This is a genomic window from Burkholderia sp. BCC1999, from assembly GCF_905339975.1.
Classification (GTDB): Bacteria; Pseudomonadota; Gammaproteobacteria; order Burkholderiales; family Burkholderiaceae; genus Burkholderia.
The window spans coordinates 1-14,305 of record NZ_CAJPHP010000011.1; the positions used below are offsets into that span (position 1 = coordinate 1).

Here is a 14,305-nt window from a genome sequence, read left to right on the forward strand (position 1 = left end):
CCGGTCTTGCGTGAAAGCCTTGCCGCTGGCTTCGTGCTTGTAACGCCCCGGATAGTCGTAGCGTGCGTAGCCGCGGCCCTGGTGATCCAGGTCCGCGCCCTCGCGCGGGTATTCGTGCGGATAGCGTGGGCTCTTGAACGTGTAGTCGCGCTGCACCTGGCGAGCGGTGCGCACGTTCTCGGTATAGGCGAACGTGCTTAGGCTCGGCTGCGGCTGGTCGCCGCCGGGCGTCGAGTTGTACAGCACCGGCTCGCCCTGCTGGCGGCCGAAGATAAACAGTCGATCGCAGTGGATCAGGCGGTGTCCATCGACCTTGTGCTGGAACGCGTAGAAAAAGCCCTCCTCGCGCAAAATGCGTTCGATGAAATCGTAGTCGGTGTCGCCGGCCTGCACGCAATACTCGCGCGCCAGATGCTCGTTGGTGACACGCTGCTCGTAGTCCAGCGTTTGATGGTGTGCCTTGAGCACGGCCGTGGCGATCTCGGGCACGCTCAGGGTCTGAAAGATGCGCCAGTCGGACGACAGCTTCAGGCGCGCCAGACGCGGCTCGACCACCGCTGAATAACGGGTACGTCGAAAGCCCGTGTCGCCTTGCACGAAACTTGACACCGCGCCGTGCACGTAACGCACGGGCACGCCGCCCTGCCAGATCGCGAGTAAACCGCTGTGGTCAAGCACCTGGCCGAAGTCGATAGCGGGATTCGCGCTGGCCAATTCCACCTGCAACAAGAAGGTCTCGGACAGCCCCTCGTGCAGGGTGAATTCGACGACCTCAAACGATTCGTCTCCAGCAGTAAAAGTAAAGCGCAGGTCGGATTGCGTGGGCATAGTTGAGCTCCCTGCCAAGACAAGCCTATCTCGTCATGCGTCGACGGATAGGCGGTGACGAGTGAACGTCCACCGCACAAACCAGCTCGGCACCGCCGCCAACCCGGCTCATCGCAGGGAGCACCGATGGATTTCCTACCTTTCCCAGCGGAACAACTGTTCGTATTCGCGACATAGGAACACTCTTCTTTTTCCGTGCGATTTGTGCTCATCGTCTTGCGGGTCATTCGGCACGCGGTTCCATCTGGACACGTTCAGTAGAGCTGATCCTCCAGTCCGTCTCGCTTCAGTGAGCAACGCGATCGCTATCCTTCGAGAGTTGTCGATGGCGCCTGGCAGCGCGTGATGGACGTCAACTAACGATGGTCAGCCACTGCGACACTCGCGTCTATGGGACGAATCTGAAAGTTGATAGCCATACGAAACGAGCCCGGTCCAACGGAACATGATCCTGAAGGGTCGATTTCCGATGCGTTTGCACGCGCTGATGAGCCTGGGCTGAAGCGGGCCGGGCCAGCGATTGACTGCCGATGGGCGGCAGGCTTGTCGGGATAGTTGATGATCTATGGATGATCACCGATTTGAATAAAACAAGAATTCGCACCATCGAACAGGTGCGCGGCATACTCGACGGAACCGAGACGCTGGAATTTGTGCCCGCAACCGATGCCCGCGCGCGCTGGTCGTGGATCGCCTCGGTGCTGGGCCGGCTGCTCTATCGCCGGCTCAAGCGTGCCAATCGCGGGCTGGTGTTGCACTACCTGCGCCGCTTAAGCGGTTTCAGTCGCGCGCACGTGAACTGGCTGGTGCGGCACTGGCTGAGCCGCGAGCAGTTGGTTCGGCCGCAAGGCGCGCCGTCGAACGCCTTTGCACCGCGTTATACCGACGCTGATCTGGATGCGCTGGCCGAAGTCGAGCGCGAGTACGGCAGGCTTTCGGGGCCGGCCATTGCGGCCATGCTGCGGCGCATGTATCAGGTCTATGGCGACGAGCGCTGTGCGGCTGCAGCACTTGTCCTCGTCGCATCGGTACAACCTGCGCCGCGCGCCTGCCTACCTGGCTCGCGTTAGGGTTCACATCAAGATGCGCAGTGAGCGCAAGGCCGCAGCGATCGCCGTGCAGCGGGCGCCCACACCGGAGAACCGCCCGCGCTTCATCCGCATCGACAGCGCGCATCAAGGCAACCTGCATGGCCGGCGCGGCGTCTACCACATCAACGCCGTGGGAGATCTCCGTCGAACTTCACTTCGCCATCGACCTTCTCTCCATTGACGCGGAACGCCTCCGTAGTTTCCGGGCGAGAGAGACGAGACAACTCGGCGAGGATGCGTTCCAGCGCGTAACCACACTGTTGTTGTGGAGTTTTATTGGCGAGCAGGCCGAGATACTCGCCACGTAGTTGTTCCAATGAAACGGTAGGCTGCTGACGGACTGCCTCCTGGGCGGTCCGTCGTTCGCGATCGGCTTTGATCTTGGCGTCACGAATCTCCCGCAGCTACCGCAGGTGTTCGAGATTTCGCATCGCCGCTGAGCGATCCAACTTATGGAGGTTATCGAAGTAGTAGGGGTCGAAATGCGACCAGGTCAAAAGCGATTGCAGCATCGCGCGAAACGGGCCGAGACCGTTGTCTGGTCGTACTGCCAGCTAGCGGTCCGCGTGCATGCCGTCCTTAACGCGACGACTGCCCGTCGTCGCCCCACACGACCATCACATCGCGCACGAGCGCGGCGATCGACGTCGCGCCGAGCTTCTCCTTGATGCTCGCGCGATGCACGTCGACGGTCTTCACGCTGATCGACAGATCCGACGCGATCTGCTTGCTGCCCTTGCCGTCCACCACGCCGCGCAGCACTTCCTTCTCGCGCGCGGTCAGCGCATCGAGCCGCTGGCGCAGCTCACGGTGGCGCTGGCTCACCGCATGCCGCTGCTGCGCGAGCCGCAGCGCGCGCTGCACGCGTTCGAGCATCTGCTGCGAGTTGTACGGTTTCTCGACGAAATCGATCGCGCCGTTCTGCAGCGCACGCACCGACATCGGAATGTCGCCGTGCCCGCTGACGAAAATCACCGGCAGCGTCGCGTCGCGCGCATTCAGTTCGGCCTGCACGTCGAAACCGCTTTTCTCCGGCATCCGCACGTCGAGCACCAGGCACGCGGGCAGGTTCACGTCGAAGCGCGCGAGAAAGTCGGCGGCGTTCGCGAACCCTTCGGACGCGATGCCGACCGATTCGAGCAACCACGCGAGCGACGTCCGCATGCCGCTGTCGTCGTCGACGATGTATACGATCGGTGCGGGTGACGTCGTCATCGCGGGTGTCTCGCTGAATATCGGTATGGGTATCGCACGCGCCGCGCGGGAGGCCGGTGGCCGGCGTGCCGCGCGCGTCGTTCGCTGGGGTGTGCGGCACATCATAACGAGCCGAAAACCCGCTGAAAACCCCTTCACGTGCCGCACGAACGCGTAATCGCGGTTTTTTTCGGGCGATGCGGCGCGCGTCTAGGTAGAACCTTTAGACACGTTGGCGAGAACGCCATCATCATCGTCAATCGTGCGAATGGTCGGCCGCATTTTCGCGACGTACGCTTGGGTCACCGTCGGCGATCCGGCGCTGCACCGGCAGCGCTGCGCGACCGCCGCTTTCGTCCAACCAGGAGCGCCCATGTCTTCCACGACCGATATCCAGCGACCGGCGCGCGTCGAACCGACCGACGCGCAGAAGGCCTTCCGCCAGGCGATGGCCCACCTCGGCGCGGCCGTCAACGTCATCACCACGGCCGGGCCGCACGGCCGCTGCGGGATCACCGCGAGCGCCGTGTGCTCCGTCACCGATACGCCGCCGACGCTGCTCGTGTGCATGAACCGGTCTAGCGCGATGCACGCGACCTTCGAGCGCAACCGTCACGTCTGCATCAACGTGCTGCCCGCCGAGCACGAATTGCTCGCACGGCATTTCGCAGGGCTCACCGACTTGCCGATGGAGCGGCGTTTCGACCTGCCCGTGTGGGAGCGGGGCGAACAGGACGTACCCGTGCTGCGCGACGCGCTCGCGAGCCTGCAGGGCACGATCGCCGAGATGAAGGAAGTCGGCTCGCATTCGGTGATGTTCATCGAGGCGACGTCGATTCGCGTACGCGACGACGGCGACAGCCTCATCTACTTCAGCCGCGCGTTTCATCGCGTGTCGCGCACCGCGTGCGTGCGGTGACGTTCGCGTGACTACGCGGGCGTCCGCAACGCGCGCTGCCCGACCGCAAGCGCCGCGCCGACAAACAGCGTCAGCGCCGAATACACGAGCCCGCGCGCGAGCCCCGCGCTGTCCGACACCCAGCCGATCGCGACCGGCCCCGCGATCTGGCCGAACGCAAAGACCGTCGTGAACGCGCTGATCCCCTTCGCCCAGCCGTCGGGCGGCAGGTTGTGTCGCACGAAGGCCGTCGTCGACGCGACGGCCGACAGGAACGTCGCGCCGAACAGCACGCCCGACACGAACGCAGCGGCCGGATGCACGAACATCGCGGGCATCAGCGTCGCGATGCCGAGCAGCGCGTTGAGCACCGCGAGCGCCTGGCCGCCGCGCATCCGGTCGAGCAGCCCCGACCACAACCGCGCCGACACGACGGTCGCGACGCCGAGCATCACGTAGAACGCGGAGACCACCGTGCCGCTCATGCCCGCGCCGCGCAGCAGCGCGACGATGAACGTCATGTAGCCGATATAGCCGACACCGAACAGGCCGTAGCCGGCCAGCGCGAGTGCGAAGCGCGCCGGGCTCGCGGTCTCGGCCGGCGGCGTGCCGTCGCGCGGCCTGGCCGGTGCCGCATGCACATGCTCGATGCGGCGCGCGGCCGACACGGCCACCGCCGAGAACAGCACGCATGCAACCGCGAGCGCGAACCATGCCGGCTGCCAGCCGTGCACACCATGCGTGAGCGTGGTCGGCACGAGCAGCGACGACGCGACGATGCCCCACCCCGTGCCGCCGTAGTAGAGCCCCAGCAACAACCCCGCGTCACGCGGCGACGCCGACGCGAGCCGCGCGGCCAGCACACCGCCGCTGATGAAGATCAGCGCGCTGCCGACACCCGTTGCCAGCCGCTGCACGAGCAGCGCGTGCATGCCGGACGTGAGCCCGCATGTCGCCATGAGCACCGCGGTCAGTGCGCAGCCGGCCGCCAGCAGCGTGCCCGCGCGCCAGCGCCGCGACAGCAACGGAAACGCGAGCGCGCCGATCAGGTAGCCGGCCGCGTTCGCGGTGTTCAGCGCGCCGGCCTGCGCGAACGTCCAGCCGAGATCGGCTTTCATCGGCGGCAGCAGCAGCGCATACGAAAAGCGCGCGAGGCCGAGCGCGATCGCGCTGCCGAGCGACAGGCAGATCGCGAGCCGCCACGCGGCCATGCGATCGGGATCGGTTGCGCCGGCGTCCGGCCGCGAGGGGCCGGCACGCTCCGGTTGCGGCGCTGCGCGCATCGGGTCGTCTCCATCGTTGTTCGGATTCGAGGCTTCCGCCATCGTCGGACGATCATACTTGAGCTGCCGCATCACCGGCGTGCCTCGGCGGCAGAAACCCGACGGCAGCCGCGCCCGGATCCGGTTGCACCACGCAACGGCCGAAGGGCCCGGTGAAACGACAAACGCTCGCAGCGCTATCGCCCCAGTCCGGCGGCAAACGCCTCGAGCAGCGCCCGCCCCTCGCGCCATTCCGCCAGCCCGGAAGCCACGTTCAGGTGACCGCGCGCGCCGATCGGAAGCGGCGTCGCGCCGCGTTGCGTTGCCCACTCGAGTGCGCGCCCCGACGGATCGTACGGATCGTCCGAACTCGCGACCGCAAGCACCGGCAAGCCGTTGAAGCGACCGTTCGGCAGTCGCGCGAACGCGAGGGCGGCCACCGGGAAACGCGGCCCCTGCGGATCAGGCACGGCCACGAGAAACGCGCCGCACACCGCACGCGCCGACACGGCATGCCAATGCGCGAACAGCAGACAACCCAGCGAATGACAAATGACCAGCGGCGGAGTCCGGGCGTTTGCAACGGCCGCATCCAGCGCCGCCATCCAGTCGGTCAGGTCGGGCGCATCCCATGAAGCCGGCGCGATGCGCACGGCGTCGGGCAGCGCCGCTTCCCAGTCACTCTGCCAATGCTCCGGTTCCGAGTTGCCGATACCCGGCACGATCACGATTGATCGATCCATCATCACCTCCGTGAAAGGAAGCCCGCAGTGTGACCCCGCGCTCGTCCGCCCGGAATGGCAAGTCATCGGTTATTGAGACAAAATGCCGATGAATCAATGGTACTGGAGGACGGCCATGCCGGACGAAGCACTGGATCGCCTGGATCTTGCGATCCTGGAAGCCCTGCAGGAAAACGCGCGGACGCCGCTGTCGGAAGTAGGCCGGCGTATCGGGCTGTCGCAGCCGGCAACCTCGGAACGCGTCAAGCGGCTGGAAGAGCGCGGCATCATCGCCGGCTACGGCGCGCGGATCGATCCGGCTGCGTTGGGCCTGGGAATGATGGCCATCATCCGGCTGAAAACGACGCACGAACACATCAAGCCCGCGCTGCGCGCGTTTGCGGAGATGCCGCATGTCATCGAAGTCCACCGCATGACCGGAGACGATTGTTTTCTGCTGAAGGTGCTGGTGCCGACACCGGGCCAGCTGGAGACCCTCGTCGACGCGATTGCCCGTTTCGGCGCGGTCACGACTTCGCTGGTGTTGCGATCCGAACCGGCCAAGACGATCGGAAAGGCGCTGCTCGGATGACGTACGCATACGGACCGGCCGCGTGGCGCCGATCCGGGTATTGCATCGATCACAATAATCCGGGCAATTGAATTGGCGATTAAAAATTGCTGAATGCGTTGCATCGATCCAGATTCAATCCGCCTGAAATGGCGTCGAATCCGTGATGTGTTTTATTCGTTCTTTTTCGACGCATGATTCACAAACATCCGGTGTTTAGCACGCGCCGGCTAAAATCCTTGCAACGCATTGCATTCATAAATTCGTCAGACTAATATCGACGCCACTTGTCCGGCATTCACAAAATACCGAACGAGGAGCGGGAATATTTTTTACCGCGCTTTCATGTTGAATCACTCATGTTCACCACAGGAGAATTGACATGCAGGACACCCAGCAGATCGAATTGCTTGACTGGATGCAGGAAGACACGCACCCCGAGGCCGTCGACATGATGGTCGAGGACGCCGTGGTGCCGTTCGGCACCGCGCTCTGGCCGGTCTGAGCGGGCCACCCGTTCTCGCGGAAGGGCCGCGACCCTTCCGCCGCTTCCGGAGATACGCATGCTGAACCTGCACCGCGCGCTCGGGTTTCACCCCGCGCTACGCGACAAGCTGGCGCGCGGCGAGTCGGGAAAACTGCTGGTCGGCCATGACACCCGCAACCGCGACATCGCGTTGCGCGCGTTTTCCGCCCTGCCCGAATCGCTCGACGCCACGACCCTCTGCCTCGAAAGCACCGCCCCCGCCGACATCGCCGCCGCGCTCCACGACGCCGACCTGTTCGTGCTGCTGTACGACTCGTCGTGCCTGCCGACACCGTCGCCGAGCGGCCCGCCGTTCCTCGCCGCGATCCGCCCGGCGATCGTCGAGCACTGGAGCAAATCGGTTTTGTTCAAGGATTACGGCCCGCACCTCGACGAGGCGTTCGCCGAATCGCTCGACGACATCGCCGCGCGCAACGGCCGGCTGATCGACGCGGCCGCACATGCATCGCAGATCCGCTTCATCGACGAAGCCGGCAACACGCTGACGGGCTCGCTCGCGCCGGACCAGAAATGGACGAGCGTGGACGGCATGGGCAATCTCGACGTCGTGCCGGGCGAGATCGCGACGCACGTGACCGACCTGAACGGCTCGGTCGTGTTCAGCGGCACCTTTCTCGGCACCGTGCCGTTCGCGATCAAGTACAAGGTGGCCGAGCAACTCGCGACGCTGCAGGTCGAGAACAGCACGATCGTCGATTTCGATACCGACGATGCGGGCTTCCGGCGCGATTTCTCGACCTATCTCGACCACCACGCGAATCACCGGCGCATCGAGGAATTCGGCATCGGCACGAACCTCGGCATACGCGGGCTCTACGGCCGCAACGCGGGGTTCGAGGAACGCCATCCGGGCCTGCATCTCGGGCTCGGCGGCGGCGAAAGCGGCAGCCACCATCTCGACCTGATCTTCGCGCGCGGCACGCTCGCGCTCGACGATCGGATCGTGTTCGACGGCGCGTTCGCCGTCTGACGAGGCAGGTGCTTGCGTGCTCAGGCTTCGGCGGCAGGCGTGTCGCCGAGCCACTTGAACATCACGAGGCAGTCGACGAAGCCGAGCTGCGCATGACGGTATGCGCGCGGCAGCCGGCCGACGATCTCGAACCCCAGCTTCTGCCACAGCGCAACCGCGACCTCGTTCGTCGCGACCACCGAGTTGAACTGCATCGCGAGGAAACCGCGCTCGCGTGCAACCTGCTGCGAGTGCTCGCACATCAGGCGCGCGACGCCGCGACCGCGCGCGGCCTCGCTCACCATGTAGCCGCAATTGCTCACGTGCTTGCCGGGCCCCGCCGCGTTCGCCTTCAGGTAGTACGAGCCGAGCACCACGCCATCCTCTTCGGCAATCCACGTGCAGAGCGGTGCGGCGAGCCACAGTGCGCGCGCCGCTTCCGGTGTCGGCGCCGGATCGAAAGCGTAGGTTTCCTGAGCAGCGACGATGGCGCGATAGGTCGGCCAGAAGTGCGGGAAATCGTCTTCGGTCATCGGGCGAATCGTGATCATGCGGGTTCTCTCGTGATGGGGATGTCGACAGGCAAGCGATCGATCGTACCGCGATTCATTGACGGTCGCTTTCCCGTTGCGCCGCGCTGCGATACGCGCCCGGCGGCACGCCGTACCAGCGCTTGAATGCCTGCGAAAAACTCGACAGGTCGCTGAAGCCGAGCCGCTCGGCTACTTCCGCGAGCGACAGCCGCGCATCGCCGAGCAGCGTCTCGGCCATCGCGCCGCGTGCCTGCGCGAGCAACGCGCGAAACGTCGTGCCCTCCTCCTGCAGGCGGCGCTTGAGCGTGCGCGGGCTCGTGTTCATCAGCCGCGCCATGTCCTCGAGCGAGAACGGCGCGCTGCCGGGCGTCGAGCCCAGGTACTGGCGCACCATCTCCGACGTGCCCACGCGTGCGCGCCGCGCTTCGACGAGCTGGCCGCACATCTGCTCGCACATCGACACCGTCAGCGGATTCGCGTGTGGCAGCGGCCGGTCGAGAAACGCGCGGTCGAATGCGAGGCTGTTCGCGCGCGCCGAGAACGCCGGCTCGACGCCGGCGATGCGCGGCGCGGCGAGCGACGGCGAGCGCGCGGCCTGCAGCGTGAAACTCGACAACGTGAAATCGCCGCTGGCGATTTCCTGCAGCAGCACGGCCGCGGCCGTCATGTCGCGCTCGACGAGGAACCGGCTCAGGTCGCCTTCGAGCTCCGGCGCGCCGAAGTTGAGTACGCCCGTATCGGGCGCCTCGCGGTACGTGATGACGGTATACGCATACGTGAGCGGCAGGAAGCGCATCGCCAGCGCGAGCGCGTCGCGCCCGGTCGCGCTCGCGATGAGCCCGTAGCCCCACACGCCGTACGCGGAGAAGTGATAGCGCAGGCCGACCTCGAACCCGAGGCCCTGCGCACGGCCGAGCGCGCGCAACAGGTTGCCGGTCAGCCGCAATTCCTGCGCGGCCGTCACCTCGACTTTCGGATCGTCGAGTTGCGCGTCCGCGAGCCCCGTGCCGGCCAGCAGCGCCTTGTGCGACACGCCGCGTTCGTCGCCGAAATCGACCAGCAGCCGGGCGCTGGCCGGACTCCGGGTGAAGTCCCAGAAGCTCATGCGGAGAAACCCTCGAAGCGCCGATTTGGCCCAAATACTAAAACAATTGTCCCCAAGCAGCATTGGTGTTTTCCCATGCGGCCCGCACCATCGGCGTCATCCAGTCGTCGTCCGAACGACGCCATCGCCCCAGGAGGAGACACCATGCGACCGAGTCGCCCGACCGATCCCGCCGCCCGCCTTGCACGCATCGCACGCCGACGCGCCGTCGGCGCCCGCCTAGCGGCGCGCGCCGCCTGATCCATCGATTACCGAAGAAAAGGAGACGATTCCATGAGCAAGACTTTCGACTACATCGTCGTCGGCGGCGGGTCGGGCGGCTGCGTCGTCGCGGGGCGCCTGACCGAGGACCCGGCCGTGACCGTCTGCGTGCTCGAGGCCGGCGGCCGCGGCGACAGCGCGATCGTCAACGTGCCGACCGGCGCGGTCGCGATGATGCCCACGCGCCTGAACAACTGGGCGTTCGACACGGTGCCGCAGCCGGGGCTCGGCGGGCGCATCGGCTACCAGCCACGCGGCAAGGCGCTCGGTGGATCGTCGGCGATCAACGCGATGGTCTATATCCGCGGCCATCGCGTCGACTACGACGGCTGGGCCGCGCTCGGCAACGAAGGCTGGGCGTACGACGACGTGCTGCCGTACTTCCGCCTGAGCGAGCACAACGAGCGCTTCGACGATGCGTGGCACGGCCGCGACGGTCCGCTGTGGGTCAGCGACCTGCGCACCGGCAACCCGCTCCATGCGCGTTACCTGGAAGCCGCGCAACAGGCCGGCCTGCCGCTCACCGACGATTTCAACGGTGTGCGACAGGAAGGCATCGGGATCTACCAGGTCACGCAGAAGCACGGCGAACGCTGGAGCGCGGCGCGCGCGTACCTGCTGCCGCATCTCGGCCGCCGCGACAACCTGACGGTCGAGACGCACGCGCAGGTACTGCGCATCCTGTTCGACGGCACGCGCGCGATCGGTGTCGAGGTGCGGCAGCACGGCGAAGTCCGCACGCTGCGCGCGCGGCGCGAAGTCGTGCTCGCGGCCGGCGCGCTGCAGACGCCGCAGTTGCTGATGCTGTCGGGCGTCGGCCCGGGCCGCGAACTCCAGCAGCTCGGCATCGCGGTGCAGGCCGACCTGCCCGGCGTCGGCCGCAACCTGCAGGATCATCCGGATTTCATCTTCGGCTATCGCACACGCAGCGTCGACACGATGGGCGTGTCCGCGCGCGGCGGCCTGCGGATGCTGCGCGAGTTCGCGCGCTTTCGCCACGAACGGCGCGGGATGCTGACGTCGAATTTCGCGGAAGGCGGCGGCTTCCTGAAAACGCGTGCCGATCTCGCCGCGCCGGACATCCAGCTGCATTTCGTCGTCGCGCTCGTCGACGATCATGCGCGCAAGCTGCACGCCGGCCATGGGCTGTCGTGCCACGTGTGCCTGCTGCGGCCGCGCAGCCGCGGCTCGGTCACGCTGAACAGCGCCGATCCGCTCGCGGCGCCGCGCATCGATCCCGCGTTCTTCGACGATCCGCGCGATGTCGACGACATGGTCGCCGGCTTCCGGATCACGCGCCGGCTGATGGAAGCACCGGCGCTCGCGAGCTGGATCACGCGCGACCTGTTCACCGCGAACGTGACGACCGACGACGAGATCCGCGACGTGCTGCGGCGACGCACCGACACCGTGTATCACCCGGTCGGCACCTGCCGGATGGGTCACGATGAAATGGCCGTCGTCGATCCGCAACTGCGCGTGCGCGGCGTGCAGGGGCTGCGTATCGTCGATGCGTCGGTGATGCCGACGCTGATCGGCGGCAACACCAACGCGCCGACGATCATGATCGCCGAGAAGGCCGTCGACCTGATGCGCGGCGTGCGCCGCGTGCCCGCGCGGCCGCATGCCGAAACCGGCGATCCGTCGACGGCGCGCGACGCCGTTCTTGCCCCGTGCGCCACGCACGATGTCGTCCAGCCCGAGGAAACCCGCCATGCTGTCGCCTGACCCTTCCCGTTCCACCGGCTCCGCCGCGCCGCTTGCCGCGATCATCATCGGCGCCGGCTTCGCCGGCATCGGCATGGCCGTCGCGCTGCAACGCGCCGGCATCCACGATTTCCTGATCGTCGAACGCTCGCACGACGTCGGCGGCGTATGGCGCGACAACAGCTACCCGGGCGCCGCGTGCGACGTGCCTTCGCACCTGTACTCGTTCTCGTTCGAACCGAATCCGGCCTGGTCGCGCGTGTTCGCACCGCAACCGGAAATCCATGCGTACCTGCAGCATTGCGCGCGCAAGTACGGCCTCGCGCGCCACCTGCGCTTCGGCGCCGAAGTCGAGCACGCGCGCTACGACGAAGCCCGCGCGCTGTGGCAAGTCTCGCTCGCCGACGGCACGACGCTCAGCGCCGCCGTGCTCGTCAGCGGCACCGGCCAGTTGAGCCGTCCGGCGATGCCCGACCTGCCCGGCATCGACACGTTCCGCGGCCGGGCATTCCACTCCGCGCACTGGGATCACGACTATTCGCTCGCCGGCAAGCGCGTGGCCGTGGTCGGCACCGGCGCGTCGGCGATCCAGTTCGTGCCCGCGATCGCCGGCAGCGTTCGGCACCTGGCCGTGTTCCAGCGTTCGCCGGCCTACGTGATACCGCGCCCCGACCGCGCGTATCGCCCATGGGAGAAGGCGCTGTTTCGCCGGATGCCGTGGGCGATGAAGCTGCATCGCGCATCGATCTACCTGCGTTACGAATCGCGTGCGATCGCGTTCACGCGCCTGCACGGGCTGATGAAAGTCGCGGTCGGCAGGCCGTTCCGCAAGCTGCTTGCGCGCGACGTGCCGGACCCCGCGCTGCGCGCACGGCTCACGCCCGACTACCCGATCGGCTGCAAGCGACTCCTGCTGTCGAGCGAGTACCTCGCGACGATGAGCCGCGAGAACGTCGAACTCGTCACGCAACGGATCCGGCGCGTGACCGAGGACGGGATCGAAACCGTCGACGGCGCCCATCATCCGGTCGATGCGATCGTCTACGGCACGGGGTTCGCGGCGACCGAGTTCCTGTCGCCGATGCGCATCGCGGGCCGCGACGGGCTCGACCTGAACGACGCGTGGCGACGCGGTGCGCAGGCCTATCTCGGGCTCACCGTGCCCGGCTTCCCGAATTTCTTCATGCTGTACGGCCCGAACACCAACCTCGGTCACAACTCGATCGTCTACATGCTCGAAAGCCAGATCGCGCACGTGATGCGCTGCGTGCGGGCGATGCGGCGCGACGGCGCGCGCGAGATCGACATCGACGCGCGCCGCTACCGGCGCTTCAACGCGCACGTGCAGCAGCGGCTCGCCGGTTCGGTGTGGAGCGGCTGCAAGAGCTGGTACGTCGATGCATCGGGGCACAACAGCACGAACTGGCCGGGCTTCACGCTGACCTACCGGTGGATCACGCGGTTCACCGGCATGGGTGCGTACCGCTTCACGTGTCCGTTGCCCGAGCCGGCCGCGCCGACGCGCGGCGCGGTGGTCGCACCACCTGCCGGCGGGCTGGAGGCGCTCGCCGCCGCTTTGCTGCGCGGCTTCCTGCGCGTCGCGTTCCGGCCGCTGATCGGGCCGCCGTTCGGGGCGCGCATGCAGCGCCGTGTCGTCGCGCTGCTGTCGCCGCTGATGCCCGGCGTGAGCGGCACGCTGCGCTACCGCCTGTCCGCGAACGGCGTGCCGGTCGAAGTCGTCGCGCCGAAGCGCGGCGATACGGGTGGCGCGATCCTGTATCTGCACGGCGGTGCGTTCTGCCTTGGCGGGCCGCATACGCATCGCGGCGTGACGACGCGTCTCGCGAACGATGCGGGCCTGCCGGTGTGGGTGCCCGATTACCGGCTCGCGCCCGAACACCCGAGCCCGGCCGCGCTCGACGATGCGCTGGCCGTGTACGACGCGATGCGCGCGCAGGGTCATGCGCCGCACCGGATCGTGATCGCCGGCGACTCGGCCGGCGGTGCGCTGGCACTCGCGCTCGCGATCGCGCTACGCGAGCGCGGCGACCCGGCCGCCGCCGCGCTGCTGCTGATCTCGCCCGTGACCGACCCCGCGCTCGGCGGTGCGACACTCGCCTCGCGCCGCCACGACGATCCGATGATCCGGCGCGGCTGGCTTGAACAGGGGCTGCGCTGGTACCACGGCGCCGGCTCGGCCGCCGCGCGCGGCCCGCTCGACACCGACCTGCGCGGCCTGCCCCCGATGCTGGTCCAGGCCGGCGACCAGGAGGTGCTGCTGTCGGACGCGCAGCGGCTGGCCGATCACGCGAGCGCGTGCGGCGTGCCATGCCGGCTGGAGATTCATGCGGCGCGCTGGCACGTGTTTCATTTGCAGGCGTTTTACCTGCGCTCGGCGCGCGACGCGTTGCGGACGCTGGCGGCGTTTGCATCGGCACGCGTGGCTGCGACGGCATGATGATCTGGCGGCGATACGCGGCGATCGGCGCATGCGCGTATCGCCGCGCCCCGCTTGCAACGAAGCGACACCGTCTTGCGAAAACCGGCCGTTTATTTTTTTCCGTCGCGCGCGGCCGTCATGATCTCCGCAAGCCCCGGCGTGCCGCCGGGGCGGCAACCACCCCACTCAGGCGGACA

General features: G+C 67.1%; 14 protein-coding genes. 7 read left to right on the forward strand and 7 right to left on the reverse strand.

Annotated features, from left to right (window positions below):
• Nucleotides 1-828, reverse strand: an 828-nt coding sequence (gene tssI, locus U5809_RS17270; RefSeq protein ID WP_322087420.1) for a type VI secretion system tip protein TssI/VgrG, incomplete at its 3' end; no start/stop codon positions are given.
• A 569-nt stretch (nt 829-1,397) separates the two neighbouring features.
• On the opposite strand from tssI, the gene U5809_RS17275 reads away from it, so the two are divergent.
• Nucleotides 1,398-1,898, forward strand: a complete 501-nt coding sequence (locus U5809_RS17275; RefSeq protein ID WP_322087421.1) for a hypothetical protein — start codon at nt 1,398-1,400, stop codon at nt 1,896-1,898.
• A gap of 143 nt (nt 1,899-2,041) precedes the next feature.
• Here U5809_RS17275 and U5809_RS17280 read toward each other — a convergent pair whose 3' ends face one another.
• Nucleotides 2,042-2,236: a hypothetical protein gene (locus U5809_RS17280; RefSeq protein WP_322087422.1), complete on the reverse strand. Its 195-nt coding sequence runs from the start codon at nt 2,234-2,236 to the stop codon at nt 2,042-2,044.
• Between the two features lie 262 nt (nt 2,237-2,498).
• Nucleotides 2,499-3,134: a response regulator transcription factor gene (locus U5809_RS17285; RefSeq protein ID WP_322087423.1), complete on the reverse strand. Its 636-nt coding sequence runs from the start codon at nt 3,132-3,134 to the stop codon at nt 2,499-2,501.
• A gap of 352 nt (nt 3,135-3,486) precedes the next feature.
• Here U5809_RS17285 and hpaC point away from each other — a divergent pair, with 352 nt between their 5' ends.
• Nucleotides 3,487-4,032, forward strand: coding sequence for a 4-hydroxyphenylacetate 3-monooxygenase, reductase component (gene hpaC / locus U5809_RS17290; protein ID WP_282507661.1), 546 nt, complete (start codon nt 3,487-3,489; stop codon nt 4,030-4,032).
• An 11-nt stretch (nt 4,033-4,043) separates the two neighbouring features.
• Here hpaC and U5809_RS17295 read toward each other — a convergent pair whose 3' ends face one another.
• Together U5809_RS17295 and U5809_RS17300 are read right to left on the reverse strand one after the other, a co-directional pair.
• Nucleotides 4,044-5,294: a YbfB/YjiJ family MFS transporter gene (locus U5809_RS17295; protein WP_322087424.1), complete on the reverse strand. Its 1,251-nt coding sequence runs from the start codon at nt 5,292-5,294 to the stop codon at nt 4,044-4,046.
• Nucleotides 5,295-5,470: 176 nt separating this feature from the next.
• Nucleotides 5,471-6,016, reverse strand: coding sequence for an RBBP9/YdeN family alpha/beta hydrolase (locus U5809_RS17300; RefSeq protein ID WP_322087425.1), 546 nt, complete (start codon nt 6,014-6,016; stop codon nt 5,471-5,473).
• A 115-nt stretch (nt 6,017-6,131) separates the two neighbouring features.
• Between U5809_RS17300 and U5809_RS17305 the strand changes: the two genes are divergently transcribed.
• The 3 genes from U5809_RS17305 to U5809_RS17315 all read left to right on the forward strand — a co-directional run bounded on the left by U5809_RS17305 (nt 6,132) and on the right by U5809_RS17315 (nt 8,083).
• Nucleotides 6,132-6,587 (forward strand): Lrp/AsnC family transcriptional regulator, encoded by a 456-nt coding sequence (locus U5809_RS17305; protein ID WP_282507664.1) that lies wholly within the window; start codon nt 6,132-6,134, stop codon nt 6,585-6,587.
• Nucleotides 6,588-6,948: 361 nt separating this feature from the next.
• Complete coding sequence (locus U5809_RS17310) at nt 6,949-7,071, forward strand: hypothetical protein (protein WP_006766865.1); 123 nt, start codon at nt 6,949-6,951, stop codon at nt 7,069-7,071.
• Between the two features lie 58 nt (nt 7,072-7,129).
• Nucleotides 7,130-8,083: a leucyl aminopeptidase gene (locus U5809_RS17315; RefSeq protein ID WP_322087426.1), complete on the forward strand. Its 954-nt coding sequence runs from the start codon at nt 7,130-7,132 to the stop codon at nt 8,081-8,083.
• 20 nt (nt 8,084-8,103) lie between these two features.
• On the opposite strand, the gene U5809_RS17320 is transcribed toward U5809_RS17315, so the two are convergent.
• Nucleotides 8,104-8,613 carry an N-acetyltransferase gene (locus U5809_RS17320; protein ID WP_322087427.1) on the reverse strand — a complete coding sequence of 170 codons (510 nt, stop codon included), beginning with the start codon at nt 8,611-8,613 and terminating at the stop codon, nt 8,104-8,106.
• 55 nt (nt 8,614-8,668) lie between these two features.
• The gene (locus tag U5809_RS17325; RefSeq protein ID WP_322087428.1) at nt 8,669-9,700 is read right to left on the reverse strand and encodes an AraC family transcriptional regulator; all 1,032 of its coding nucleotides are present in this window, start codon (nt 9,698-9,700) and stop codon (nt 8,669-8,671) included.
• Between the two features lie 273 nt (nt 9,701-9,973).
• Here U5809_RS17325 and U5809_RS17330 point away from each other — a divergent pair, with 273 nt between their 5' ends.
• Both U5809_RS17330 and U5809_RS17335 read left to right on the forward strand, forming a co-directional pair.
• Nucleotides 9,974-11,689, forward strand: a complete 1,716-nt coding sequence (locus U5809_RS17330) for a choline dehydrogenase (protein ID WP_322087429.1) — start codon at nt 9,974-9,976, stop codon at nt 11,687-11,689.
• Complete coding sequence (locus U5809_RS17335) at nt 11,676-14,126, forward strand: flavin-containing monooxygenase (RefSeq protein ID WP_322087430.1); 2,451 nt, start codon at nt 11,676-11,678, stop codon at nt 14,124-14,126. The genes U5809_RS17330 and U5809_RS17335 overlap by 14 nt, the downstream gene beginning before the upstream one ends.
• Nucleotides 14,127-14,305: the final 179 nt, after the last annotated feature.

Bases quoted from the DNA above. Each gene is read 5' to 3' on its own strand.
- hpaC (WP_282507661.1), top strand. From the start codon at position 3,487: ATGTCTTCCACGACCGATATCCAGCGACCGGCGCGCGTCGAACCGACC.
- U5809_RS17330 (WP_322087429.1), top strand. From the start codon at position 9,974: ATGAGCAAGACTTTCGACTACATCGTCGTCGGCGGCGGGTCGGGCGGC.
- U5809_RS17285 (WP_322087423.1), bottom strand. From the start codon at position 3,134: ATGACGACGTCACCCGCACCGATCGTATACATCGTCGACGACGACAGC.
- U5809_RS17325 (WP_322087428.1), bottom strand. From the start codon at position 9,700: ATGAGCTTCTGGGACTTCACCCGGAGTCCGGCCAGCGCCCGGCTGCTG.
- U5809_RS17295 (WP_322087424.1), bottom strand. From the start codon at position 5,294: ATGCGCGCAGCGCCGCAACCGGAGCGTGCCGGCCCCTCGCGGCCGGAC.
- U5809_RS17305 (WP_282507664.1), top strand. From the start codon at position 6,132: ATGCCGGACGAAGCACTGGATCGCCTGGATCTTGCGATCCTGGAAGCC.
- U5809_RS17320 (WP_322087427.1), bottom strand. From the start codon at position 8,613: ATGATCACGATTCGCCCGATGACCGAAGACGATTTCCCGCACTTCTGG.
- U5809_RS17275 (WP_322087421.1), top strand. From the start codon at position 1,398: ATGATCACCGATTTGAATAAAACAAGAATTCGCACCATCGAACAGGTG.
- U5809_RS17310 (WP_006766865.1), top strand. From the start codon at position 6,949: ATGCAGGACACCCAGCAGATCGAATTGCTTGACTGGATGCAGGAAGAC.
- U5809_RS17315 (WP_322087426.1), top strand. From the start codon at position 7,130: ATGCTGAACCTGCACCGCGCGCTCGGGTTTCACCCCGCGCTACGCGAC.
- U5809_RS17300 (WP_322087425.1), bottom strand. From the start codon at position 6,016: ATGGATCGATCAATCGTGATCGTGCCGGGTATCGGCAACTCGGAACCG.
- U5809_RS17335 (WP_322087430.1), top strand. From the start codon at position 11,676: ATGCTGTCGCCTGACCCTTCCCGTTCCACCGGCTCCGCCGCGCCGCTT.